Raw genomic sequence first — 24,313 nt, 5'->3', positions numbered from 1 at the left:
ACGACGTTCGGCAAGTGGGGCCCGAGCTCGAAGCGCTGCTCGACGAGTCGCGCGAGATCGTGCTGACCGGGGTGTCGACCGACTGCTGCGTACTGTCGACCGCGCTGGCGGCGGCCGATGCGGGAGTGCGGGTGCGGGTCGTGCAGGACGCCTGCGCGGGCGCCTCGAGGCCGATCACCGGCGGGCGCTGGACGCGATGGCGCTCTACGCGCCGCTGATCGAGCTGACGAGCGTGGACGAGGTGCTCGCGCAGGACCGCTGACGGGTCCGGGCCGTGCGGCCGTGGGCGACGACCGGCATGATGGTCTGATGCCCAGCACGGACGGCCGCGAGACGGCAGCACCCCGGATCCTCGTCGTCGGCGAAGCGCTGATCGACATCGTCGAGCGCGACGGAGCGAGCAGCGAGCACGTCGGCGGCTCCCCCGCCAACGTCGCGCTCACCCTCGCCCGCCTCGGACGCGAGGCGACCCTCGTCACCGACATCGCCGCTGACGAGCGCGGTCGTCGCATCGCCGAGCACCTCGGCGCCTCGGGAGTGGAGGTCGTGCACGGCGACGCCGCGCGCACCCTCGACGGCGAGGCGCGCATCCAGCCCGACGGCTCGGCCGAGTACGACTTCGACCTGTCGTGGAGCCCGCCGGCGGCGGACCCGACCGCGTTCGGCCACGTGCACCACCGGCTCCATCGCCGTCTACCTCGAGCCCGGCGGCTCCGCGGTGCTCGAGCTGCTCGAGGCGCTTCCGGCCGGCACGACCGCGAGCGTCGACGCGAACATCCGACCGGCGCTCGTGGGAGGGCACGCCCAGGCGCTCGCGCGTTTCGAGCGCGTCGCGGCGGCGTGCGAGATCGTCAAGCTCAGCGACGAGGACGCGGAGTGGCTCTACCCCACCGTCCAGCTCGACGAGGTGCTCACCCGGATCCTCGGGCTCGGCGCGCAGCTCGCCGTGATCACCCGCGGCGGCGAGGGCCTGCTGCTCGCGTCGGCCGTGGCGCGGGCGACGGTGCCCGCCGCGCGGATCGTCGTGGCCGACACCATCGGAGCGGGCGACTCGGCGATGGGCGCGATCCTCGACGAGGCGCTCCGCCAGGCGCTCGGCGCGCCGAACGGGATGCTGCTCGACGAGCCGTCGCTGCGGGCGATCGGACGCTGGGCCGCCCGGGTCGCGGGCATCGACCTCGCGCGCGGGTGCGAACCCGCCGACGCGCGCCGAGGCATCGCTCCCGGAGTAGGCGCTCCCGGCAGCAGGCGCTCCCGGTGAGGGCTGCCGGTGATCGTCACGGGCTCGTCACACGCGGGGACTTCCGCTCGGCCTCCCGGTCGTCCGAGACTCGAGCATGGGAACAGCACCGAGCTCCACCGCCACGGTCGTCCTGCTCGTCGGTCCGGGGACCGACGGCCTGCTGCGCGACCTCGACGCACTGCCCAACGTGGACGCCCGACCGGGCACCGGTCCGGGCACGCATCCGTCAGCCTCCACCTACCTGCTGCACGACGCGGATCCGCTCGAGCACGTGGCGAACGCCTGGATCGAGTTCTTCGAGGACCGGGCGACGCACGGCGCGCTCGACGTCGAGATCGAGACCGCGCTCGGCGTCTTCCGCCGCGGCGAGGCGTCCCTGCCCGACTACTACGTCGTGCTGGAGCCGGAGTCGGCGCCGGTGAACTGGAAGCACTGGTGGCTGGGGGTGCTCCTGCACGCGGCGCCCGCGCGGGTGCTGCCGAGCGCCTCCGACGCCGGGGCCGTGCGCAGGCTCCTGTCCCGCCTGCCGCAGGGGCGGCCGTTCCCCGATCCCGCGTCGTGGCTCCCCGACGTGCGCTTCAGCGTCCCGGACCGCATCGGGCTGGTGTGAGCAGGCCGTTGCCCGCGCCCGCCTCCGGGTCGATACTGATCGCGATCGCAGTCCCCCGTGAGGAAGAAGGCCCGCCGTGCCCACGAGTCTCAGCCCCTACATCGGCTTCGCCGGCAACGCCCGCGAGGCGATGGAGTTCTACCGTTCAGTGTTCGGGGGCGAGCTCCAGGCGAGCACGTACGCCGACTTCCAGGCGAGCGAGGACCCCGCCGATCAGGACCGCCTCATGCACTCGCAGCTGACGCTGCCGAACGGCTGCTGCTGATGGGGTCCGACAGCCCGAGCGCGATGCCGGCGTCCGAGGGCGCCCGGATCCAGATCGCGCTCTTCGGCGACGACGACGCCGAGCTCAGCGGCTGGTTCGCGGCGCTCGCCGAGGGCGGGGAGACCCCGATGCCGCTCACCGAGTCGCCCTGGGGCGACCGCTTCGGCATGCTCGTCGACCGGTACGGCGTCGAGTGGATGGTCAACATCTCGCCCGCATCCGACTGATCGTCCCGATCGGCCTCCACGCAGGCGCAGAATGGAGGGACCGCGCGGCGTCGGTCGCGAGCGGTCACCCTCCCTACTGACGAAGGCTGCAGATGACGATCACGCTCGGGTACAAGGCGTCGGCGGAGCAGTTCGGTGCACGGGAGCTCGTCGAGCTCGCCGTCGCAGCCGAGCGGCACGGATTCGAGAGCGCGGTGGTCTCGGACCACTTCCAGCCCTGGCGCCACACCGGCGGCCACGCCCCGTTCTCGCTCGCGTGGCTCGCCGCAGCCGGCGAGCGCACCTCGACCATCCGGCTCGGCACCTCCGTCATGACGCCGCACTACCGCTACAACCCCGCCGTGATCGCGCAGGCGTTCGGCACCCTCGGCGTCCTCTACCCGGACCGCATCATGCTCGGCGTCGGCACGGGCGAGGCGCTCAACGAGATCGCGACCGGCTACCAGGGCGCGGGCGAGCAGACCTGGCCCGACTTCAAGGAGCGCTTCGCGCGCCTCCGCGAGGCCGTGCGCCTGATGCGCGCGCTCTGGGCGGGCGACCGCGTCTCGTTCGACGGCGAGTACTACTCCACCCACGAGGCGTCGATCTACGACAAGCCCGAGAGCGGCGTGCCCGTCTACATCGCCGCGGGCGGTCCGGTCGTGGCGAAGTACGCCGGTCGCGCCGGCGACGGCTTCATCTGCACCTCGGGCAAAGGCATGGAGCTCTACACCGAGAAGCTGCTCCCCGCGGTCGAGGAGGGTGCCGCGGCCGGCGGGCGCGACTCTTCGACGCTGGACCGGATGATCGAGATCAAGCTCTCGTACGACCCCGACCCGGCGCTCGCACTCGAGAACACGCGCTTCTGGGCGCCGCTGTCGCTCACTCCCGAGCAGAAGCACTCGCTGACCGATCCGGTCGACATGGAGCGGGCCGCCGACGAGCTGCCGATCGAGCAGGTCGCCAAGCGCTGGATCGTGGGCTCCGACCCCGACGAGACGGTGGCGCAGATCACGCCCTACGTCGACGCGGGCTTCACCCACCTGGTCTTCCACGCGCCCGGCGACGACCAGCAGCGGTTCTTCGACGCGTTCGAGCGCGACCTCGCGCCGCGACTGCGCGCGCTCTGAGCACCGCCCCGCCCGCCGGCCCCGCGCCGACCGATCCCTCCGGAAGAGCCGCCACCCGCATGGACCTCCCCCACGGCCACCGTCCTCGACCGCCTCGCGCACGGGGAGCCGATCACCCGGAGCGAGCGCCGAGCTCCTGCTCGGAGCGCGCGGCGACGACCTCGAGCTGCTGCTCGCCGCGGCGGGCGCCTTGCGCGACGAGGGCCTCGCCCGCTGCGGTCGGCCGGACGTGATCACCTACTCGCGCAAGGTCTTCGTGCCGCTGACCAAGCTCTGCCGGGACCGCTGCCACTACTGCGTCTTCGTCGAGACGCCCGGGGAGCTCCTCGCCAAGCGCGAGTCGACGTTCATGGAGCCGGAGGAGATCCTCGAGGTCGCCCGCGCAGGGGCCGCGCTGGGCTGCAAGGAGGCCCTGTTCACCCTCGGCGACCGCCCGGAGGACCGCTGGCCCGTCGCCCGCGCCTGGCTCGCCGAGCACGGCTACTCCTCGACCCTCGAGTACGTGCGGGCGATGGCGGTGCTCGTGATGAGCGAGACCTGGCATGGTCACGCACCTCAATCCCGGAGTGATGTCGTGGGCGGAGCTGCAGCGGCTGCGGCCGGTCGCGCCGTCGATGGGCATGATGCTCGAGACGACGGCCACGCGGCTGTGGTCCGAGAAGGGCGGCGTGCACTACGGCTCGCCCGACAAGGATCCGGCGCTGCGCCTGCGCGTGCTCGACGACGCGGGCCGCAGCCGCGTGCCGTTCACGACCGGCGTGCTCCTGGGCATCGGCGAGAACGACGCGGAGCGGGCGGACGCGCTGTTCGCCATCCGCGAGTCGCACGAGCGCTGGGGCCACGTGCAGGAGTGCATCGTGCAGAACTTCCGCGCGAAGCCGCGGACGGCGATGCAGAACGAGGTCGACCTCGAGCTGCAGGAGTACGTGGCGAACGTGGCCGTCGCGCGACTGGTCATGGGGGCCGACGTCACGATCCAGGCTCCGCCGAACCTCACCGACGAGCAGGAGCTCGGGCTGCTGATCCGCGCGGGGATCGACGACTGGGGCGGCGTGAGCCCGCTGACCGCCGACCACGTGAATCCGGAGCGGCCCTGGCCGAACATCGACGATCTCGCGCGGCTGACGGCGGCGGCCGGGTACCGGCTCCGCGAGCGCCTCACCGCGCACCCGCAGTACCTGCGCGACGCGGCGACGTGGATCGATCCGCGGGTCGCGCCCTACGTCCGGGCGCTCGCCGATCCGGAGTCGTGGCTCGCCGACGAGGCGGCCCCGGTGCTCCCCCGGGCGTACCGCGAGGAGCTCGGGGCGCCCGCCCGCCCGGTGCCGTCCTCTGCTCTCGCGCCCAGTGCTCGAGCGGGCCGCGGCGGATCCGGCCGGTCTCGGCGACTCCGATTACGAGGCGCTGCTCGCGGCGGACGGCGACGACCTCGAGGCGCTCGCCGCCCTCGCCGACGACGTCCGCCGCTCCGCGGTCGGCGACACCGTCTCGGTCGTCGCGAACATGAACGTCGACACCTCGCTCTGGCGTTCGGGGCTCGACGAGGACGCGCTGCGCGAGCTCGCCGACGAGGCCGTCGCGTTCGGCGCGACCGAGCTGTGCCTGCAGGGAGCGCTCGCGCCGGGACTCCCCGGCGACGACCTCCTGCTCATCGCGCGGACCCTGCACGAGCGGCAGCCCTCGCTGCACCTGCACGCGTTCCGGCCGGCCGAGATCCGCGACGCCGCCGCGCGGTCGGGGCGCACCGTGCCGCAGATGCTCGACGCGCTGCAGGAGGCGGGCGTGTCGAGCGTGCCGGGGACGGCCGCTCGGATCCTCGACGATCGCGTCCGCGCGATCCTGAGCCGGGGCACCGACCCGAGCACCGCCGAGTGGACCGAGTCCGTCACCACCGCGCACCGCCACGGCCTGCGCTCCACCGCCACCATGGTCTACGGGCACGTCGAGACCCCGGAGCAGCAGATCGCGCACCTGCGCGCGCTCGCCGCGATCCAGGACGAGACGGGCGGGTTCTACCGAGTTCATCGCCATGCCGTTCGTGCCGGCGGAGGCGCCCGCCGAGGTCGTGGCCCTCACCCGCGGCGGACCGACCCTGCGCGAGACGCGGGCGGTGCACGCCGTCGCCCGCCCTCCTGCACGGCCGGATCCACCACGTGCAGACGGCGTGGACGAAGCTCGGGCTGCACGCCTCCCAGGTGCTCCTGCGCGGCGGCGCGGACGATCTGGGCGGGCTGCTGCTCGACAGCGCTCTGCGACCGGAGTCGGGCGCCGAGGCGCACCGCTCGCTCGACATCGCGACGGTCGACCGGCTGATGCGCGAGATCGGGCGCGACTGGCGGCAGCGGACGACCGACTACGGCGTCGTCGATCCGTCCCGCGCCGTGCCGCGGACCGCCCCTGCGGCGACGGGCCCCGTGCGGGTGCGGCTCCCGCTGGCGCGACGCGCGTCATGACCCGCCGCGAGGCGTTCCTCGATCGGCAGGCCTCGCTCGTGACGGAGTCGCGGGTGCTGCTGGACGATCGCCCGGTGCGCCTGTGGACGGCCGGCGACGGGCCGGTCGTCGTGCTGCTGACGGGTCCGGGACGCGGAGCGAGAGCGGACGGGGTGCTCCTGCTGCCGATGCTCGCGCGCCGGCGGAGGGTCGCGGCTCTGGAGCTCCTGGACCTCGGAGGACCCGTGGCGGGACGGGCCGCGCGCCGTCTCGGCCGTGCTCGATCTGCTCGGTGCCGAGGAGGCCGTCGTGGTCGGCCACTCCCTCGGCGCCGCGGTCGCGATCGCGGCGGGCGCGGATCCGCGGGTTCGGGCCCTCGCGCTGATCGCCGGCTGGGCGCGGCCGACGGAGCGGCTCATCGCCACCGCGCGGCTGTGGGAGTCGCTCGACGCGGCCGCGCGCTCGGACTTCTCGAGCCTGGTCGCCGTGCGCTCGCTCGCCGAGCTGGGCCCGGAGCGGACCCCGCCGTTCGGACCGGAGGCGGGAGTGCTGCTGGCGGCGGCCGCTCGGGCCGATGCCGCAGACGCGGCCGCGCGGCTGCGCGATCCCGGCCCTCGTCGTCGGCTGCACCGCCGACTCCGTCGTCGGGATCGAGGGCGCGCAGGCGCTGCTCGGGACGATCGACGACGCCCGCTGGGCCGAGATCGAGGCGGGCCACGCGGTGCTCGCCGAGCGCCCGGCGGAGCTGCTGGCCCTGCTCGAGCACTTCCTCGCCGATCCCTCGCGGGACGCGGCGGGCAGCGTGCTGCCCCGGATGAGCGTCTGATGGCCGTCGAGGTCGACGTCCTCGTCGTCGGAGCGGGCTTCGCCGGCATCGGAGCCGCGGCGCTGCTCGCCCGCCGCGGCGGCGCCTCCTTCGCGGTGCTCGAGCGCGCCGACCGGGTCGGGGGCACCTGGCGCGACAACCACTACCCGAACGTCTCGTGCGACATCCCCTCGCACCTCTACTCCTACTCGTTCGCGCCGGAGCCGGACTGGTCGGCGTTCTACGCCCCGGGTGCCGAGATCCAGGCCTACCTGGAGGGCGTGGTCGTGCGCGAGCGCCTCGAGCCGCACCTGCACCTGGGCACGGACGTGCTCGGGATGGAGTTCGACGAGGAGTCGGAGCGGTGGGACGTGCGGACGTCGCGCGGCGACTGGTCGGCCGCGGTCCTCGTGATCTGCGCCGGGCGGCTGTCGGAGCCTCGTCTGCCGAGTGTCCCGGGCCTCTCCTCTTTCACGGGGTCCGCGTTCCACTCCGCGCGCTGGCGGCACGACGTCGACCTCGACGGAGCGCGCGTGGGCGTCGTCGGGTCGGGAGCGTCCGCGGTGCAGATCGTGCCGCACCTCGCGGAGCGGGCGGCCGAGGTGGTGCTCTTCCAGCGGTCGGCGCCGTACGTCGTGCCGCGGCGGAACCGCGAGTACGCTCCCGCCGAGCGGCGCTCGCTGGCCCGGGTGCCCGGCGCGGTGCAGCGGCTCCGGGAGGAGCTGTTCTGGCGCGCGGAGCTCGGCTTCGCCGGCCGGGTCGGGGTGCCGGCCGCGATCGACAGGCTCCGCGACGAGGCTCTCGGGCACCTCGCGGCGCAGGTCGCGGATCCGTCGCTCCGCGCCGTGCTGACACCCGACTACGAGATCGGCTGCAAGCGGGTGCTGCTCTCGGACGACTACTACCCGGCGCTGACGCAGGAGCACGTGCGCGTCGTGCCGGGTCCCCTGCGCCGCGTGGAGGGCTCGGCGGCGATCGGCGACGACGCTCGCCCGCACGAGGTCGACGTCCTCGTCTTCGCGACCGGGTTCCACTCGACGCGGCCGCCCTTCGCGCGCCGGGTCCGGGGCCGCGGCGGCCGGCTGCTCGCCGAGCACTGGGCCGACGGGATGCGGGCCCACGCGTCGACGGCGGTGCACGGCTTCCCGAGCCTGTTCGTGATCAACGGCCCCAACGCGAGTCTCGGCCACAACTCCGCCGTGCACATGATCGAGTCGCAGCTCGCCTACGTGCTCGCCGCCCTGGACCACCGCGACCGCCTCGGGCGCCGGGGCGCTCGAGGTGACCGCGGAGGCCGAGGCCGCCTCCGTCTCCCGGATCGACGAGCTCAGCGCCGACACCGTCTGGACGAACGGCGGCTGCGAGAGCTGGTACGTCGACGCCGGTTCGAAGCGGCTGACGCTGCTGTGGCCGGACTTCGCGTTCGCGTTCCGCGAGGAGCTCGGGCGCTTCGACCCGGCGGCGGCGTACGCGGGCTGACCGGGCCGTTCGGCGGGCGGAACCCCTGCTGAGAGCGGTCGTCGCGCACGATCGTCGCCGAGGTCGCCTCCCGGTGGAGGTTCCGAAGGACCCACCCTCGTGCGTCGACCCTTCCGCGCTCGACGCAGGAGCCGGAGGGAGGATCATGGACGCACCCGAGCCCTCCGCACGACAGGACCACGCCATGCCGGTCGAACCCGCCTCCTCCGTCGCCCCGCCGCCTCCGCCCGCGCTGGATCACGACCGCGCTCGCGACCTGCTCCGGGAGCGGTACGGGATCGAGGGGATGCTGCACGAGCTGGGGAGCAATCAGGGACCGCAACGTGCTCGTCGAGGCCGACGGGCGACGACTGCTGCTCAAGGTGGCCAACCCGGCGACTCCGAGCGGAGTGGTCGCGGCGCAGACCCGGGCGGTCGCGAGACTCGCCGACGAACTGCCGGGGCTCCGCCTCCCGCGCGCGATCGCGGATCGGGAGGGCCGGGTGCTGCAGGAGCTCCGGCTCGGCGACGCGGACTGCACCGCGCGCGTGCTCGACTTCGTGCCGGGGTCGCACGCTGTCCGGCTCCGGGTACCTCTCCCGCGGTCGTCCGCGCGATGGGCGGGCTCGCGGCCCGCCTCGACACTGCGCTCGCCGCGCATCCGCTCGACGGCCTCGAGGAGCCCGGGCAGTGGGATCTTCGGCGCGGCGGAGAGGTGGTGGCAGCGTTGATCGAGCGGGTGCCCCGCCGGGCCGCTCGACGCCTCCGCACGGCGGCCGAGGAGGCGCTCGCGGTCGTCGCTCCACTCGCCGCGGCGCTGCCCGTGCAGCTCGTGCACGGCGATCTCACGGACGACAACGTGGTGGTCGATGCGGGCGCGGTGCCGGACGGCGTCATCGACTTCGGCGACCTGGGCGCGGGATGGGCCGTCGGCGAGCTGGCGGTCACGCTCTCGTCGCTCCTGCACCACGCCGACGCCGACGCCGCCTCGGTGCTGCGGGCGGCGGTCGCCTACGACGCCGTGCGTCCGCTGTCGGATGCCGAGGCGGAGGCGCTCTGGCCGCTCGTCGTGCTGCGGGCGGCCGTGCTGGTGGTGAGCGCCCACGACGTCCTCGCGGGCGACCCGGGCAACGAGTACGCGCGCGAGAACCTCGAGCACGAGCAGCTGATCCTGGAGCGGGCGACCACGGCTCCCCTGCCGGTGCTGCAGGCGCTGGTGCGCCGCGCGCTGGGCCGCAGCTCCGCTCCGTCGCCCGTCACGACGACGGTGCCCGCGCTCGACGTCGAGGCCGCTGTGATCGACCTCTCGCCCGAGAGCCCCGCGCTCGACGAGGGTCGCTGGCTCGACCCGGGGATCGAGGAGGCGCTCGTCGCCGAGGCGCTGGAGCACGCGCCGGCCGCGGTGCTCCGCCACGGCGAGCGCCGCCTCACCCGCGCGCGGCCGCACTCGGCGCACGAGCCCGAGGCCGTCGCCCTGCACGTCGCGCTGCACCTCGCCGAGCCCGCCGAGCTGGTCGCGCCCGTCGACGCGGAGGTGGTCGAGGGTGCCCCCGGGACGCTGGTCCTGCGCGGGGAGTCGGTGCTGCTCCGTCTCGAGGGAGTCGAGGACGCGCCGGCGGTCGGCGCCGGCCTCACGGCGGGCGAGCGCATCGGACGCGTCGCCTCGGCCGTCCGCGCGCAGGCCCTCCCCCGCGCGTTCGAGGAGGTCGAACCGCCGCTCTTCGCCGGAGGGTCGTGGGCCGACGCCTGGCTCGACGTCGTGCTCGACGCCACTCCCCTGCTCCTGGGCCACTCCCTGCCCGCGCCTCTTCCCGACGCCACCGTCCTCCCCCGTCGGCTGGCGCACCTGGCCGACGTGCAGGAGCACTACTTCGAGGAGCCGCCCACGATGCTGCGCGGCTGGCGGGAGCACCTCGTGGACGACTCCGGACGCGTGCACCTCGACGTGCTCAACAACGTCACGTCGATCGGCCACGGGCACCCGCTGCTGGCCGAGCGCGTCGCCCGGCAGTGGCGTCTGCTCAACACGAACTCGCGCTTCTCGTACCCGGCGATCGGCGACTTCGCCGAGCGGCTGGCGGGACTGCTCCCGGAGGAGCTCGACACCGTGCTGCTCGTGAACAGCGGACTCGGAGGCGGCCGATCTCGCCCTGCGCATCGGGCGCGCGTGGTCCGGACGCGACGACGTCCTCGCCATGCGCGAGGCGTACCACGGCTGGACGGCGCTCTCGGACGCCGTCTCGACCTCCGTCGCCGACAACCCCGACGCCCTCGAGACGCGCGCCCGCCCTGGGTGCACGCGCTCGACGCCCCCAACAGCTACCGGGGCCTCCACCGCGGTGACGATGCGTCCCGCTACGCCGAAGAGGCCGTGGCGCGGATCGAGGCGCTCGCGGCCGCGGGCACCCCGCCCGGCGCGTTCATCGCCGAGGCCTACTACGGCAACGCGGGCGGCATCCCGCTGCCCGACGGGTATCTGGTGGCGGTCTACGCGGCGGTCCGCGCGCACGGCGGCCTCTGCATCGCCGACGAGGTGCAGGTCGGCTACGGCCGCCTCGGCGACTGGTTCTGGGGTTTCGAGCAGCAGGGCGTCGTGCCCGACGTCGTGGCCGTGGCCAAGGCGATGGGCGACGGGCACCCGCTCGGAGCCGTGATCACGACCCGCGAGATCGCCGAGCGCTACCGCTCGCAGGGCTACTTCTTCTCCTCCGCCGGCGGCAGCCCCGTCAGCTCCGGTCATCGGTCTGACCGTGCTCGACGTGATCGAGGGCGAGGGACTGCAGCAGAACGCGCGCACCGTCGGCGCCCACCTCCGCAGCCGCCTCGAGGAGCTGGGCGAGCGGCATCCCCTGATCGGCGCCGTGCACGGCCACGGCCTCTACCTGGGCCTCGAGGCTCGTGCGCGATCGGGAGACGCTCGAGCCGGCGACGGAGGAGACCCGCGCGATCTGCGAGCGCCTCCGCGAGCGCGGCGTGATCGTGCAGCCCACCTCCGACCGCCAGTGCGTGCTGAAGATCAAGCCGCCGCTGTGCTTCACGATCCAGAGCGCCGACTTCTTCGCGGACCAGCTCGACGAGGTGCTGGACGAGCGGATGGTGACCGGGGCCGAGGTCGAGCGCGCGCGGGTGCAGCGGCGCACCCTGATCGTCATCGTGCTCAGCCAGGTGCTCGGCGGAGCGGGGCTGGCCGCCGGAGCGACGGTCGGCGCGCTGCTCGCGCAGGAGCTGCTCGGCTCGGAGGATTCGTCGGCATCCCGACGGCGCTCTTCACCCTCGGGTCGGCTCTCGCCGCGTTCCTCATGGGGCGTCTCACCCAGCGCTCCGGTCGGCGGCTCGGTCTCGGTCTGGGCTTCGCCGCGGGCGGCGTCGGGGCGATCGGAGTCGTCGTCGCGGCCGCGACGGACGGGATCGCGCTGCTCTGGGTGTCGCTCCTGGTCTACGGGGCCGGGAGCGCCGCGAACCTGCAGGCCCGCTACGCCGGCACCGACCTCGCCCTGCCCGAGCGTCGCGGCACCGCGATCAGCATCGCCCTCGTCTCGACCACGGCCGGCGCCGTCGCCGGGCCGAATCTGGTCGAGCCCCTCGGCGGGCTCGCCCTCTCGCTCGGACTCCCCGCCCTCGCGGGTCCCTCCCTGCTCGCCGCGGCCGCCTACCTCGCGGCCGGAGCAGGCACTGCTGGTGCTGCTCCGACCCGACCCCTTCCTCCTCGCGCGCCGGCTGGACGCGGCCTCCGCCGCTCCCTCCGCCCCCGCCTCAACCGGACGCCTGCGCCTCTCGCCGACGGCGCTCGCGGGCGCGGTCGTGATGGTGCTGACGCAGATCGTGATGGTCGCGATCATGACCACCACTCCCGTGCACATGAGCGCGCACCGGCACGACCTCGGCGACGTCGGCCTCGTGATCGGCCTGCACATCGGAGCGATGTACCTCCCGTCGCTCGTCACGGGAGCGCTCGTCGACCGCGTCGGTCGGGCACCCGTGGCGGCGGCGTCCGGAGCGCTGCTGCTGCTCGCAGGTCTCGTCGCGGCCCTCGCCCCCGGCGAGTCCCTCGTCGGCACGATCGCCGCCCTCGTCCTCCTGGGCCTCGGCTGGAATCTCGGGCTGATCTCGGGCACGGCCCTCGTCGTCGCCGGAACCGTGATGCAGGACCGCGCCCGCACGCAGGGCACGCTCGACGTGCTGATAGCCCTGGCAGGAGTCGGCGCCGGGGTGCTCTCGGGCGTCGTCGTCGCCGGGCCGAGGCTACGCCGCGCTCTCGCTCGGCGGCGGGTGTGCTGGCGCTGCTGCTGCTGCCGGTGCTGGTGCGGCTGCGCCGATCGGAGGCGTGAGACGAGCAGGCACCGGCCGTCGCGCGACTCCCGCCCGCGACTTCCGTCGGACCAGCGCCTTCCGCATCCGGTGGTTCACGAGGGCCACTCCCCCGCGCACCGGATGCTGCCGCCCCACGACGGTGAAGCCGTGCCGCTCGAAGACGGGCCGGGCCGTCAGGCTCGCGTCGGTCCCGAGCTCGACCGCGCCCTGAGCGCGGGCGAGCGCCTCGACATGCGCCAGGAGCGCTGACGCGACGCCCCGTCGACCGTGGTCCGGCGCGACGAACAGCATGTCGATCCAGCCCTCCGCGTCGACGTCCGAGAAGCCGACGACCTCGGCGCCGTCGAGGGCGACCACGGTCGGCCGAGCCAGGCGCGCGGTACCCCACCGGTCGTCGCGGTCGTCGCGGCGCGCCCACGCCTCGATCTGCTCCGACGAGTAGTCGGCGGAGGCGGTCCGGGTGACGGCGTCCAGGAACACCCGCAGCGTCGCGGCGGCGTCGGCCGAGCGGTAGGGGCGGATCGGCACCGGCATCCCCCCAGTATCGCGACGTCCGTCCCACGCTCACCCGCGCCGGGGTCAAGCCCATCGATTCCCGGGTGGCGCCTTCCTACCCTCGGAGCCATGAAGCACATCAGCTACGCCGACAAATCCTCCTCGCGGGCGACGACGTCGTCGATCTGCTGCTGCACTACGCGGCCCGTTCCCGCCGCTGCCGGGTCCGCGGACGACGTGGACGTGCACGTCTTCAGCTCCGGACGGCGACGAGACGATCGCCATTCGTGCTCGGCCCCGGCATGGGGATCATGGCCGAGGTCGCGCACTCGAGCATGGAGGCCCCGGACAACTCCGAGGCGATCGCCTACCTGCGCGAGAAGCTCGAGCTGCTCGACTCGCCGCCGCACGGCGGGCCGATGGATCCGGACGACACGGCGCTCGACTCCTTCTACTCGGAGCAGTCCTGCGCCCGACCCGCGCGACACTCACCGGGACTGACCGGTCAGGGCAGGATCGCCTCGACCTGCCTCCGCACGCTCGATCAGGATCTCGTCGATGCTCGCGCCCGCATTCGCGGTCAGGGACATCGAGAGCAGCAGGATCGCGCTGAGCATCGGGCCAGGATCGCCGCGCGCTCCGCGTCGACCCGCCCCTCGCGCTGCAGGAGCGCGGCGACGGCCTCCTCGGTGCCCGCCACGATGCCGAGGGCCTCCGCGTGGCAGGCTCCTCAGGGTCGCCGTAGACCATCTCGCGGAGGTAGGTGCGGCCGTTCTCGACCTGCGCCCGGTTGCACTCGACGATCGGCCTCGCGAGCGCCATCAGCGCGTCGACGGGATCCTCGATCTCCTCGGCCGCGGCGCGGCCCCTGCTCCAGCGCCCCGACATAGTTCGCGTTCTGCACCAGGAGCAGCAGCTCGCCCTTGGTCTTCGCGTAGAGGAACAGGGTGCCGGTGCCGATGTCGGCGCGATCGGCGATCTGCTGGGTCGTGACCTCGTCGACGCCGTGCTCGGCGAACAGCTCGCTCGCGGCAGCGGTGATGCGCTCGAGCTTCTCGAGCTTGTTGCGCTCGCGGCGGCCGACGGGAGCGGGATGCACAAGGGCTCCTGGGGAGAACGGACGACGGGAAGATCATCCTCCCACGCCGCGCCGCCCGAGGGGCCTCGCAGCCGGATCCCGGCGGGCGGGGTCGCCGATCCCGTGCCGCGGCAGGGGATAATCGAGTGCGATGCGTGAAGACGACGATGTCGACCTGGTGATCGACGCCCGGGCCGAGGCCCTGCCCGACCTCGACTTCGCGCCCCTCGACGTCGTCTCGCGGCTGCGGCGCCTCAGCCCGCGCGTGCAGGAGTTCCGCCGGCAGGCCTTCGCCGTCAGCGATCTGGCCCCGTGGGAGTTCGAGCTGCTCTCGATGCTCCGCCAGAACGGCGCGTCCGGGCTCACCCTCGGCATCGACCGCCCGCCTCGGCATCCCGAGCGGCAACCTCGCCAACCGGCTCGACCGACTCGCCGCCCGCGGGGCTCAGCGCTGCGCGAGCAGAACGCCGCCGACTCCCGGAGCAAGATCGTCTCGCTGACCCTGCGGGGCACGAAGCGGGTCGACGAGGCGATGCGCCACCTCGTGCACGCCGAGGGCGAGGTGCTCGCCGACCTCGACGCGAAGCAGATGGCGGTCCTCATCCAGTGCCTGCGCACGATCAGCGAGACGCTCGACCGGCTGGAGTGACGCCGCCCCTCGTCGGCCCCCGGCGAGTTGTGATACTCGACGGATGCGGATTCTGGTTGTCGACGACGAGGTGTGGTTCGCCGACGGCGTCCGCCGCGGGCTCGAGGCCGAGGGTTTCTCCGTCGATGTGGCGCACACCGGCGTCGACGGTCTCTGGCGCGCACGCGAGACCGGGTACGACGCGATCGTCCTCGATCTCTATGATGCCGGGGATGAGCGGATCCGCCCTTGCCGGACCCTCCGCGACGAGGGCGACTGGACTCCTGTCCTCCTGCTGACGGCGAAGGACGGCGACGGGGATCAGATCGCCGGTCTCGACGCGGGCGCGGACGACTACGTCGTGAAGCCGTTGGACCACCTCGTCCTCGTCGCCCGGCTGCGGGCGCTCGCGCGGCGCGGCCGTCCGGAGCGACCGGTGGCGCACCGGTTCGGGGACCTCGTGATCGATCCCGCGTCTCGGAGGTGCGCCGCGCCGACGTCGCGATCCGCCCGACCGCCCGGGAGTTCGCCGTCCTCGACTTCCTGGCGCGCCGCAGCGACCGGGTCGTCTCGAAGCAGGCGATCCTCGTAGGCGTGTGGGACGACGCGTTCGACGGCGACATCAGCATCGTGGAGGTCTACGTCGCGCGGCTGCGGGCCAAGATCGACCGGCCGTTCGGCACGGAGTCGATCACGACGCTCCGAGGAGCCGGTTACCGGCTGCGGGAGGCGCAGGCGTCCGGATGGCTGAGCGTCCTGCCGCCTGGAGCATCCGCGTCCGGCTCACCGTGCTCGTCTCCGCGGCGATCCTCGTGGTCCTCGTCGCCGGTGCGGTGGCGTTCACGGCGCTCCTGGAGCGCCCGCTCGTCGACGCCGAGGCCTTCACCGCCGGTCAGCAGGCCCGGCAGATCGCGGGTGACACCGAGAACGCCGGCCGGCTGCCGGCCTTCACCGCCGACGAGGTGGTCATCCAGTTGCAGCGGCAGGGCGCGGTCGTCGCCGTCGCCGACCCCGAGTCCGTGTCCCCGGTGCCGCTCCCGGTCCGCGAGGAGCCGACCGTCGTCACGATCACCGGCACTCGGTTCGTGGTCTCATCGGCTGATCTGCAGCTCGGCGGGGATCCGCGCGAGACCGTCGTCGTCGCACGGACCCTCGCGGGCGCGGAGGACGCCGTCGACTCCGCCGCCGGGCTGCTGGCCGTCGCGGTGCCCGCCGTCACGCTCGTCGTAGGGGCGGCGGTGCGCTTCGTCGTGGGCCGCTCGCTCCGGCCGGTCGAGCGGATCCGATCCGACGTCGAGGCGATCGAGGCGGCCGACCCGAGCGTCGAGTGCAGGAGCCGCGAGGGCGGGACGATCGCCCGCCTCGCGCACACCATGAACGGCCTCCTCGCGCGGCTCGAGCGCTCGCAGGCGGCTCAGCGCGCGTTCGTCTCGAACGCATCGCACGAGCTCCGCTCCCCGTCGCCGCGATCCGCCAGCACGCGCAAGGTCGCGCTGCGGCACCCCGAGTCGATGCGCCTGGCCGAGCTGGCGCGCGTCGTCGACGACGAAGCCGAACGGATGCAGTCCCTCGTGTCGGGGCTGCTCCTGCTGGCCCGTATCGACGAGCGCGCCCCGAGAACGCTCGACGACGTCGACCTCGACGACATCGTCCCTGCTCGAGGCGCAGCGCCTCCGCGCGCTGGGGGCCACGGTCGGCAGCGCGGGGATCGGCCCTGCCCGGGTGCGGGGAGACGAGATCCTCCTCCGCAGCGCCGTGCGGAACGCCGCCGACAACGCCCTCCGCCACGCTCGCTCCGTCGTGGTCTTCAGCGTGCTGCGCGAGGGGGACGAGGCGGTCGTCCTGGTCGACGACGACGGACCCGGAGTGCCGGAGGCCGACCGGGAGCGGGTGTTCCGCCGCTTCGAGCGCCGCGACGACGCCTGAGCGCGCGACACCGGAGGATCGGGGCTGGGTCTCGCGATCATCGCCGAGGCGGCGCGGGTGTCCGGGGGACGGCACGGCTCTCGAGTCGCCGCAGGGTGGCGCGCGCCCGAGATCCGGATCCCCGCGCAGGGCGTGAAGGCTGGCGAAAGGGTCCGCCGGTCACCCTGGTCGGGTGGAGATCCCCGCCTACCTCAGAGTCCTCTGGCACTACCGCCTCGCGGTCGTCGCCGCCGCCCTGCTCGCCGCCCTCGTCGCGACGGCCGTGCACTTCACCATCCGCGACGGCGCCTTCGAGATCCGCGCCGAGCGCGAGTACAGCGCCGCGACGACCGTGCTGCTCGGAGGCGGCCCGCGCAGCCCGTTCCTGTCGGAGTCCCCCGCGCTGGAGCGCGTGCCCGGCATGAGCGCGGCGCAGGAGGAGGACCTCAGCAGCACCGCGGTGGTCTACGCGTATCTCGTCAGCGGTGAGACGGTCCGGTCCGAGGTCGTCGCGCGGCAGGGTCCCCTCGGTGAGCGGGAGGGCGTCGGCGGAGTCCGCCGCACCACCCAGCCGTCCGGCTCCGAGCGCAACCCCGGACGTGCGTCACTGCCGATCCTCTCGATCATCGGCACCTCGCCCGATCCGGCCCGCGCCGCCGAGCTCTCCCGAGCGGCGACGTCCGTGTTCCTCGAGCAGGCCCTCGCCCGGCAGAACGCCGACGGGATACCCCAGGAGCGGCGCGTGACCTTCACCGTGACCGACGAGGGCGCTCCCGAGCCAGGCCCGCTCGGCACCGTCGCCCTCCCCATCGCGGCCACAGGAGTCGCGGTCTTCCTGCTCGGGCTCCTGGCGATCCTCGCGGTGCACGGCTCCGGCTGCGCCGAGCGGCCGCGTCTCCCGCTCCCTCGGGAGCAGCGGGACGAGGACGACGCAGCGATCGAGCCCCGGCGCGAGCGGACCTCGGCGCGGTGACGACGTCGCTACTCCCGCCCGAACGAGAGGTCAAGCCCGTGGATGCGGGTCCCGTCCGACGTAGCGTGACGTGAGCGCGATGAGGTGAGAACCGACGCGCTACGACACGCGAAAGCGGAGAGCACCATGACACAGACACCCATCATCCAACCCGCGCGATGGAGCCGGAACGGAATCCGGATCGTCGTCGTCCCCGGGGCGGAGCTGCCCCAGTTCCGACTCGAGACCGACCGCCGACTCCTCGGCGACCCCTTCATCCCGACCGGCCCCTTCTCGACCGTCGAGGAGGCGGAGCGCGCCGCCGAGATCGTCGCGTCGGCCCTGAACGCCAAGATCCCGGCCTGAGCGGAGACCCGGGGCAGAGTTCCGCCGGGAGCGTCGAGACGTCGCTCCTCGTCGCGGGCATCGGAGAGGACCCCGTGCGCACCCTGCTCCTGACCGGCGAGGGCCGCTACAGCGATCCCTGGCATCCGTTCGCCGGGACGAGCGCCGCCGTGGCCGGCCTGCTGTCGGATCGCGGGCACCGCGTCGAGGTGCGGGGCGATGTCGACGACGCGCTGTCGCGACTCGACGACCTCCCCGACCTCGTCGTCGTGAACGTCGGCCTCCCGCGGACGGAGCCGCGTCGCCGGCCCCGACGGCGCGAGCCGGTCTCGCGCGGCTCCTCCGCTCACCCGTGCCCCTGCTCGGGCTCCACGTCTCGTCCACGAGCTTCGTGGACGCCGACGAGTGGCCGCGGCTCCTCGGAGGCCGCTGGGTGCACGACGTGTCGATGCACCCCGACTTCGGTCCGGCGCGCATCCGCATCACCGGCGCGGGGCACCCGGTCACCGCGGGGGCCGCCGACTTCGAGCTCGAGGACGAGCGCTACTCCTGGCTCGAGGTCTCGCCGTCGGCCGAGGTCCTGGCGGTCCACGAGCACGAGGGGATCGACCACCCCTGATCTGGGCGCTCGAGCGTCCGAGCGGGGGCCGCACCGTCTACGACGCGCTCGGCCACACGGCCGCCTCGTACGACTCCCCCGCGCACCGGGCCCTGCTCACGGGCGCGCTCGACTGGCTGGGCGTCTAGACCAGCTCGGCGTCTAGACCAGCTCGGCGAGCGGCCCGGTCGGCAGCGCGATCCAGCCCTCCGCACGGGCGGCCTCGCGGTGCTCCTCCGGGATCGGCAGCGTCGCGCCGAGCGCGTGGGCACGGGCGTTCAGCGCCGCGATCACCGCGTCGAGCGCGTCGTTCGAGCGCGCCATCAGCGCGAACGCCTCCGCGGGTCCCTCGAGCCACGGAGCGGCGCGGCGCAGGGCGTCGACCGCACGCGGCACCGCCTCGGGCCGGGTCTTGTAGCCCGCGGTGTCGATCTCGCCAGTGCCGGAGCGCCGCTGACGGATACACCTCCACCAGACGACCGGCCCCGGACCGGTCCACGACCTCGCCCTCCTCCTCGAACGCCTCGAGCAGCTCGGCGCAGCGCATCGCGGTCATGCCGAGCCGATCGGTCGAGACGCTGAGCGGCCAGCGGCCGGTCGCCTCGCGGGCCGCGCGGTCCGTCTCCCGGTACGCCAGGCGCCGGCGCCAGTCGCGCCCTGCGAGGCTGCGCGGAGCGACCTCCCGACGCGTGTGGGCGTGCACGAAGGCGGCGAACTCCAGCGGCCAGCCGAACGCGCAGTCGATGCCGACCGTCGTCGCGCCGCGCGACAGGGTCACGATGGCGGCGTCGGAGGAGTCGAGGGCGACCTCGCGGATCCTCACCCGCCCCGCGCTCCACTCCACGGCGGCCCGGGCCGTTCGGGCCGGCTCCGCAGCGAGGTCGACACCGATCGTGAGCACCTGGTCAGGCTAGCGCCGCGGACTCGCCGGTACTCTCGGCAGAGCAGTGACGCCGTCACCCGAAGGAGCGCTATGAGAACCGCAGTCGCCCTCGTCCGGATCGTCGTCGCCCTGACCGTGCTCGCGGCCGTCGTGGCCACGGCCCTGGACACCGCCTCGCGCACCCCGCTCATCCCGTGGAACTTCTTCGGCTTCTTCACCATCCAGGGCAACATCCTGCTCGCGGCGATCCTGCTCGTCACCGGGGGCCTCTCGCTCGCCCGGCGTCCGCAGAGCGGCGGGCTCGTGCTCGCGCGCGGTGCCGCGACCGGGTACATCGCGATCGTCGGAGTCGTCTACAACCTGCTGCTCGCGGGTCTCGCGGGCGAGGTCACGCTGCCGTGGGCGAACACGGTAATGCACGTGCTGTTCCCCCTCTACGGCGTGCTCGACTGGCTGCTCGTGGGCGATCGCCCTCCCCTCCCGTGGCGGCGCCTCTGGGTCGTCGTGCTGTACCCCGTCGTCTGGCTGGTCGTCGTCCTGGTGCGCGGTGCGACCGACGGCTGGGTGCCCTACCCGTTCCTGGACCCGGCGAACGGGTACGGCTCGGTGGCCGTCTACGTCGCGGCGATCGCCGTCGCGTTCGTGCTGGCAGGCGCGCTCGGCTTGGCGATCAGCCGACTGCGGATCCTCCGCCCGGCCCCCTGACGAACGGCAACCGCATTCCGGCCGTTCTGGGGCCAGAGCCGCAGGAGCGCCCGACGCCCCTGGGACCTAGCGTCGACCTCGGCGGCCCCCGTCGCCGATGACCGAGAGCGATCCCCCATGCCGAGTCACGTCCTCCCCGCCCGCGCCGATCCGCCGGGAGGAGCCGCCTCGCCGCTCTGGCCGCCGGCGCCGTCCTCGCCCTGACCACCGCCCTGGTGCCCGCCGGTGCCGCGTCCGCCGCCACGCCCACGCTGTCCGTGCTCGCCCTCGGCGACTCCGTCACCCAGGGCTACGGCACCTGCGGCTCGTTCGCCGACTGCCCGCGCAACAACTGGTCGACCGGCACGAACACCACCGTCAACTCCTTCACCCAGCGCCTGCGCGCGGCGAACCCCGGCACCACGGTCACCGCCGTGAACTACTCGGTCTCGGGCGACCTCATCGCCGCCGTCCCCTCGCGCGTCGACACCGCCGTCGCCGCGGGAGTCAAACCCGACGTGGTGACCCTGCTGATCGGCGGCAACGACCTGTGCTCGGCGAAGAACCCGGTCGCCGCCGACGGCTACACGATGACGCCCGCCTCGACCTTCAGCGCATCGGCGACGACCGCGATCACCAAGATCCGCAGCACCTGGCCCGCGGCCAAGATCGTGCTGGCCTCCATGCCCAACGTCGCGGGCGAGTGGGCCGTCGTCCGGAGCGGCTTCGGAGCCGTCATCTGGTCCTCGGGCAACATCTGCCGCACCACCCGGGGCGTCTCCGCCACCGGCGCGAAGCTGAGCACCACGGCCGCCAGCGCCTCCGCCGCCGCGGCCAAGACGCGGACCGCCCAGTACAACACCGCTCTGCAGAACGCCTGCGCCGCCGCCGGCACGCTCTGCGACTACGACGGCGGAGCGCTGACCGCCACTCCGGTCACCAGCAGCCTCATCGGCAAGGTCGACTACTTCCACCCCAGCATCGCCGGCCAGGCCAAGATCGCCTCTGTGCAGTGGAGCGCGTCGAACTTCGCGACCACGGGCTGAGCCGGAGTCGCCGGCGCGGGTCCGTCCGCGCCGACGGCGGCATCAGGCGTCCTGCGGTCGCTCGCCCTCGAGCCGGCGACGCCGCTTCTGCGAGGCGGGCGTAGTGCGCCTCCTCGCGTTCGAGGTCGGCGAGCTGCTCCTCCGTGGACTTCTGCGCGGGCCGCACGACGATCGTCTGCGGCGCCGCCGGGCGCCGGCGCTGCCGGGGCGTGCGCCCGCCGGGGATGAAGGAGCCGCCCTCGCCCCGCTTCCACTCGTGCCCGAGCAGGAACCAGATCGTCACTCCGATGAGCGGGATGAACACGATCAGCAGGATCCAGACGATCTTGGGCAGGTTGCGGACGACGTTGTCCGGCTGGCGCACGACGTCCACGAGCGCCAGGACCATCAGCACGACGGTCAGCAGCGAGAAGAGAGTCCCCATGCACCGAGGGTACGTGCCCCCGGTCGCGGGGACCATCCGGGCGGAGGGCTCCCCTCAGTCGACCGTGGCACGATCGGAGGATGAGCGAGCCGACCCCCGACCGCCCGCGCACCCGTACGCGCGTCACGCCCCGACGACTCGCAGCCCTCACCTCGGGCGTCGTGGCGCTCGCAGGGATCGCGCTCCTGGCGCTCGTTCCGCTGCAGTACGCCGCGCTCGCCCGTCGAGGGTTCGACGCCGCGTGCCTGGCGAGCGTCGCGCGAGTGCCCGCCGAGGAGGGCGAGCTGCTGCGCGGCGGGGTGGTCGTGGTGGCCGCTCGGCGCGTCCTGCGACTGGACGCTCCTCGACGGCACGGTGGTGCGGATCCTGCCGGACTGGTCGACGACCGCGGTCGCGATCACCGGGGCGCGCTGCTGCTCGTCGGGATCGTCGGCGCGGCGCTCGCACTGCTCGTGCGGCGCCGCGCCCGTCCGGGGCCCGGGGACGATCCGACGCCTAGCGGGTCCGACGGCCGGGCGGACCAGCGGACCAGCAGCCCAGCGGACTGGCGGTCCAGCGGCCTGGCGGTCCAGCGGTCCAGCGGTCTAGCGGTCGAAGAACGACCCGAGGTCGCCGAGGTCCGGCATCTGGAAGTCCGACACCTGCTCGCCGAGCCCCGACACGTGCTCGCCCGCACCCGAGACGAAGTCGCCCGCCGAGCCGGTGATGTCGCCGAACTCCCCGAGGTCGCCGAAGCCGCTCAGGCCCTCCGAGATCGACTCCCTGCAGGAGGGAGCCGCCGACGCTGCTGAGCACCGCGCCGCCGGCGACTGCTGCGAGCAGACCGCCCGCGGCACCGAGGCCGACCCCCGCGACGGCGCCGACTCCGGCGCCTGCGAGGGCTCCAGGTGCCGGGCTTCGAGAACATCTTCTTGAGGAAGCCGGGGTTCTGCGCCTCGCCGCGCGTGGCCGCACGGGCGAGGTCGTCGGGCGCCGAGGAGCGCGGCTGCTCGTTCGCGGGCAGCTCGTCGCGCAGGCGCGCCTCGACCACGCGAGCGCTGCGCCGGCGTCAGCTTCGCGAACGCGTCGCGGTGCACCTGCTCGAGCTGCTCGGGGTCGGCGGTGCGGAGGAGGTAGTCGTAGCGCGCGATCGCCGCGCGATCCTCCGCGGACACGACCGGCTGCCCGGGGCGGGCGTCCTGCGGTCGAGAGGAATCGCGGGGCGCGGGGGCGCCGTACTGGGGAGCGGGGCGCGAGCCGCCCGTCACCTTGTCGGCGGCGGTGCGGACCAGATCGCGCCAGTCCGTCCCTCCGCTCGAGGAGGCGGGGCGCGCGGCGGAGCTCGTCGAGCTCTTCGAGTCGAGCGCCTTCGACGCCATGCTGAGGATGCGCTTGAGAGTGCTCACAGAAGACCTTCCGTCGGGTATCAGCGTCGATCATCCCGGTCCCGCCTGAGCGAAGGCCGTCCGAACACCCTCCGAGCGCCCTGAATCACCGCACCGGCTCCGCGGGCGCGGGCGGGACTCAGGCGCGGAGGCCGCGCCGCAGGGCGCTCGCCGTCCCGCGGTCGTCCGGTCGGATCCCCCGGCCGTCCGGTCGGGCGGCGGCGTCACCGCACCGCCAGACTCGAGCACATGCCCTCGGCGCGTCCCTCCCCGTCGTCCGCCCCGAGACGACAGCGAGGCGGTTCCCCTACGTGCCCCTCGTCGTCCTGATGCTCCTGAGCTTCCTGGCTGGTGACCGCCGAGTTCCTGCCCAACGGCGTCCTCACCGAGATGGCGGCCGGACTCGACGTCACGCCCGGCCAGGCCGGCCAGACCGTCACGGTGACCGCGTTCGTCGGCCTCCTCGTGGCTCCGACGATCGGCCTGATGGTCCCCCGGCTCGACCGCCGCAGCCTGCTCGCTCTGGACGGCCGTCGCCGCCGGCGTCTCCGGGATCCTCGCCGGTCTCGCGCCCACCCTCCCGCTCGTGCTGCTCTCGCGACTCCTGCTGGGAGCCGCCATCAGCGCCTTCTGGTCCATGTCGATCACCGTCGCGGCCCGGGTCGCCGGCCAGGACCGCGTGGGGCGCGCGACCATGTTCACCAGCGCCGGGCTCTCCCTCGCGACCGTGGCAGGCGTCCCTCTCGGCGTGATCCTCAGCGAGCTCGTCGACCGGCGCGCGGCGTTCGTCCTGATCGGCGTCCTCACCGCGCTCCTCGCCGTCCCGCTGCGCCTCGTCCTCCCGAGCGTCCCCGCCGCTCCGGCCGCCGGGCTCGGGATCCTGCTCGACACGGTGCGCCGCCGCGGCGTGCGCCAGGGCTTCGCCGGGCACGTCCTGATCGTCCTCGGCCACTTCCTCGCCTACACGTACATCCGGCTCGCCCTGGAGCGCACGGACGGCGTCGACGCCGCGACAGTGGTCGGTCTGCTGGCGCTCTTCGGCGCCGGCGGCCTGATCGGCAACATCGTCATCGGATCGGTGATCGACCGCTCCTTCGCCTTCTTCGGCGTCGTCGCGCCGGTGGCCATCGCGATCGCCGTGGGAGCCGTCCTCCTGCTCCCCGGTCTGATCGCCGCCGTCGCCGTCGCCGTGTTCGTCTGGGGCTTCTTCTTCGCCTCGTGGCTCATCATCGTCAACGCCTGGGTCGGCCACCGCATGACCGACCGCCTCGAGGCGGGCGGCAGCCTCGTGGTCGTCGGCTTCCAGGCCGCGATCGTGGTGGCCGCCGGCGTCGGCGGCGTGCTCGTCGACCAGGTCGGCGTCGAGGCCGACTATGCGATCGGCGCGGTCCTGCTCCTCCTCGGCGCGGCACTCTTCGGCTCGTCGAACCGGCGGTCCGCCGTCTGAGCGC

General features: G+C 73.9%; 24 protein-coding genes and 5 pseudogenes. 23 read left to right on the top strand and 6 right to left on the bottom strand.

The window, feature by feature from the left end; all coding sequences use genetic code 11:
• Window positions 1–14: 14 nt before the first annotated feature.
• From AC0CII_RS01025 to fgd, 7 genes and pseudogenes are all read left to right on the top strand, one after another.
• Window positions 15–218, top strand: a complete 204-nt coding sequence (locus tag AC0CII_RS01025; protein WP_465228445.1) for a cysteine hydrolase family protein — start codon at window positions 15–17, stop codon at window positions 216–218.
• A gap of 91 nt (window positions 219–309) precedes the next feature.
• A pseudogene (locus AC0CII_RS01020) lies at window positions 310–489 on the top strand (carbohydrate kinase); the annotation flags it as partial.
• Window positions 490–718: 229 nt separating this feature from the next.
• Window positions 719–1,261, top strand: a complete 543-nt coding sequence (locus AC0CII_RS01015; protein ID WP_465228444.1) for a PfkB family carbohydrate kinase — start codon at window positions 719–721, stop codon at window positions 1,259–1,261.
• Between the two features lie 76 nt (window positions 1,262–1,337).
• A complete protein-coding gene (locus tag AC0CII_RS01010) occupies window positions 1,338–1,853 on the top strand; it encodes a hypothetical protein (protein ID WP_465228443.1) in 516 nt (171 codons plus the stop codon).
• Window positions 1,854–1,929: 76 nt separating this feature from the next.
• Window positions 1,930–2,118, top strand: a complete 189-nt coding sequence (locus tag AC0CII_RS01005; RefSeq protein WP_465228442.1) for a VOC family protein — start codon at window positions 1,930–1,932, stop codon at window positions 2,116–2,118.
• Window positions 2,118–2,345, top strand: coding sequence for a VOC family protein (locus AC0CII_RS01000; protein WP_465228441.1), 228 nt, complete (start codon window positions 2,118–2,120; stop codon window positions 2,343–2,345). The genes AC0CII_RS01005 and AC0CII_RS01000 overlap by 1 nt, the downstream gene beginning before the upstream one ends.
• A 92-nt stretch (window positions 2,346–2,437) precedes the next feature.
• On the top strand, window positions 2,438–3,454 hold the full coding sequence (fgd, locus tag AC0CII_RS00995) for a glucose-6-phosphate dehydrogenase (coenzyme-F420) (RefSeq protein WP_207402815.1): 1,017 nt from the start codon (window positions 2,438–2,440) through the stop codon (window positions 3,452–3,454).
• A gap of 112 nt (window positions 3,455–3,566) precedes the next feature.
• Here the strand turns inward: fgd and AC0CII_RS00990 are convergent, their stop codons facing one another.
• On the bottom strand, window positions 3,567–3,746 hold the full coding sequence (locus AC0CII_RS00990) for a hypothetical protein (RefSeq protein ID WP_465228440.1): 180 nt from the start codon (window positions 3,744–3,746) through the stop codon (window positions 3,567–3,569).
• Between AC0CII_RS00990 and AC0CII_RS00985 the strand changes: the two are divergent.
• The 6 genes and pseudogenes from AC0CII_RS00985 to AC0CII_RS00960 form a co-directional block, all read left to right on the top strand.
• Window positions 3,684–3,869 (top strand): annotated as a pseudogene (locus tag AC0CII_RS00985) (hypothetical protein); the annotation flags it as partial. The gene AC0CII_RS00990 and the pseudogene AC0CII_RS00985 sit on opposite strands and share 63 nt — an antisense overlap.
• 127 nt (window positions 3,870–3,996) lie before the next feature.
• Window positions 3,997–5,907 carry a 7,8-didemethyl-8-hydroxy-5-deazariboflavin synthase CofG gene (gene cofG, locus AC0CII_RS00980; RefSeq protein WP_465228439.1) on the top strand — a complete coding sequence of 637 codons (1,911 nt, stop codon included), beginning with the start codon at window positions 3,997–3,999 and terminating at the stop codon, window positions 5,905–5,907.
• A gap of 255 nt (window positions 5,908–6,162) precedes the next feature.
• Complete coding sequence (locus AC0CII_RS00975; protein ID WP_465228438.1) at window positions 6,163–8,202, top strand: flavin-containing monooxygenase; 2,040 nt, start codon at window positions 6,163–6,165, stop codon at window positions 8,200–8,202.
• A gap of 291 nt (window positions 8,203–8,493) precedes the next feature.
• Window positions 8,494–8,880 carry a hypothetical protein gene (locus AC0CII_RS00970; protein WP_465228437.1) on the top strand — a complete coding sequence of 129 codons (387 nt, stop codon included), beginning with the start codon at window positions 8,494–8,496 and terminating at the stop codon, window positions 8,878–8,880.
• Window positions 8,766–11,126, top strand: a complete 2,361-nt coding sequence (locus AC0CII_RS00965; protein WP_465228436.1) for an aminotransferase class III-fold pyridoxal phosphate-dependent enzyme — start codon at window positions 8,766–8,768, stop codon at window positions 11,124–11,126. The genes AC0CII_RS00970 and AC0CII_RS00965 overlap by 115 nt, the downstream gene beginning before the upstream one ends.
• Entirely contained in the window at window positions 11,048–12,709 is a 1,662-nt protein-coding gene (locus AC0CII_RS00960) for an MFS transporter (RefSeq protein ID WP_465228434.1), read from the top strand. The genes AC0CII_RS00965 and AC0CII_RS00960 overlap by 79 nt, the downstream gene beginning before the upstream one ends.
• Here AC0CII_RS00960 and AC0CII_RS00955 read toward each other — a convergent pair.
• Window positions 12,602–12,994: pseudogene (locus tag AC0CII_RS00955) on the bottom strand (GNAT family N-acetyltransferase); the annotation flags it as partial. The gene AC0CII_RS00960 and the pseudogene AC0CII_RS00955 sit on opposite strands and share 108 nt — an antisense overlap.
• 691 nt (window positions 12,995–13,685) lie before the next feature.
• Entirely contained in the window at window positions 13,686–14,054 is a 369-nt protein-coding gene (locus AC0CII_RS00950; protein ID WP_465228433.1) for a helix-turn-helix domain-containing protein, read from the bottom strand.
• A 130-nt stretch (window positions 14,055–14,184) separates the two neighbouring features.
• Between AC0CII_RS00950 and AC0CII_RS00945 the strand changes: the two genes are divergently transcribed.
• The 7 genes and pseudogenes from AC0CII_RS00945 to AC0CII_RS00915 all read left to right on the top strand — a co-directional run bounded on the left by AC0CII_RS00945 (window position 14,185) and on the right by AC0CII_RS00915 (window position 18,482).
• Complete coding sequence (locus AC0CII_RS00945) at window positions 14,185–14,682, top strand: MarR family winged helix-turn-helix transcriptional regulator (protein WP_465228432.1); 498 nt, start codon at window positions 14,185–14,187, stop codon at window positions 14,680–14,682.
• A 43-nt stretch (window positions 14,683–14,725) separates the two neighbouring features.
• Window positions 14,726–15,384, top strand: a pseudogene (locus AC0CII_RS00940) (response regulator transcription factor); the annotation flags it as partial.
• 20 nt (window positions 15,385–15,404) lie between these two features.
• Window positions 15,405–16,256 (top strand): annotated as a pseudogene (locus tag AC0CII_RS00935) (sensor histidine kinase); the annotation flags it as partial.
• A gap of 127 nt (window positions 16,257–16,383) precedes the next feature.
• Window positions 16,384–16,587, top strand: coding sequence for an ATP-binding protein (locus AC0CII_RS00930; RefSeq protein ID WP_465228431.1), 204 nt, complete (start codon window positions 16,384–16,386; stop codon window positions 16,585–16,587).
• Between the two features lie 172 nt (window positions 16,588–16,759).
• Window positions 16,760–17,539 carry a hypothetical protein gene (locus AC0CII_RS00925; RefSeq protein WP_465228430.1) on the top strand — a complete coding sequence of 260 codons (780 nt, stop codon included), beginning with the start codon at window positions 16,760–16,762 and terminating at the stop codon, window positions 17,537–17,539.
• Window positions 17,540–17,665: 126 nt separating this feature from the next.
• Window positions 17,666–17,884: a hypothetical protein gene (locus AC0CII_RS00920; protein WP_465225350.1), complete on the top strand. Its 219-nt coding sequence runs from the start codon at window positions 17,666–17,668 to the stop codon at window positions 17,882–17,884.
• A gap of 331 nt (window positions 17,885–18,215) precedes the next feature.
• Window positions 18,216–18,482 (top strand): ThuA domain-containing protein, encoded by a 267-nt coding sequence (locus AC0CII_RS00915; RefSeq protein ID WP_465228429.1) that lies wholly within the window; start codon window positions 18,216–18,218, stop codon window positions 18,480–18,482.
• Window positions 18,483–18,606: 124 nt separating this feature from the next.
• Here the strand turns inward: AC0CII_RS00915 and AC0CII_RS00910 are convergent, their stop codons facing one another.
• Window positions 18,607–19,305, bottom strand: coding sequence for a DUF429 domain-containing protein (locus tag AC0CII_RS00910; protein WP_465228589.1), 699 nt, complete (start codon window positions 19,303–19,305; stop codon window positions 18,607–18,609).
• A 129-nt stretch (window positions 19,306–19,434) separates the two neighbouring features.
• On the opposite strand from AC0CII_RS00910, the gene AC0CII_RS00905 reads away from it, so the two are divergent.
• Complete coding sequence (locus tag AC0CII_RS00905; RefSeq protein WP_465228428.1) at window positions 19,435–20,049, top strand: Pr6Pr family membrane protein; 615 nt, start codon at window positions 19,435–19,437, stop codon at window positions 20,047–20,049.
• A 215-nt stretch (window positions 20,050–20,264) separates the two neighbouring features.
• On the top strand, window positions 20,265–21,074 hold the full coding sequence (locus AC0CII_RS00900) for an SGNH/GDSL hydrolase family protein (protein WP_465228427.1): 810 nt from the start codon (window positions 20,265–20,267) through the stop codon (window positions 21,072–21,074).
• Here the strand turns inward: AC0CII_RS00900 and AC0CII_RS00895 are convergent.
• Together AC0CII_RS00895 and AC0CII_RS00890 are read right to left on the bottom strand one after the other, a co-directional pair.
• Complete coding sequence (locus AC0CII_RS00895) at window positions 20,977–21,498, bottom strand: PLDc N-terminal domain-containing protein (RefSeq protein ID WP_465228426.1); 522 nt, start codon at window positions 21,496–21,498, stop codon at window positions 20,977–20,979. The two genes, AC0CII_RS00900 and AC0CII_RS00895, sit on opposite strands and share 98 nt — an antisense overlap.
• Before the next feature lie 584 nt (window positions 21,499–22,082).
• Window positions 22,083–22,883 carry a hypothetical protein gene (locus AC0CII_RS00890; RefSeq protein ID WP_465228425.1) on the bottom strand — a complete coding sequence of 267 codons (801 nt, stop codon included), beginning with the start codon at window positions 22,881–22,883 and terminating at the stop codon, window positions 22,083–22,085.
• A gap of 532 nt (window positions 22,884–23,415) precedes the next feature.
• Here AC0CII_RS00890 and AC0CII_RS00885 point away from each other — a divergent pair.
• Window positions 23,416–24,309: an MFS transporter gene (locus AC0CII_RS00885; RefSeq protein ID WP_465228588.1), complete on the top strand. Its 894-nt coding sequence runs from the start codon at window positions 23,416–23,418 to the stop codon at window positions 24,307–24,309.
• Window positions 24,310–24,313: the final 4 nt, after the last annotated feature.

Source organism: Rathayibacter sp. AC182 (genome assembly GCF_979253875.1).
This window is presented reverse-complemented; position numbering and strand designations above follow the sequence as displayed.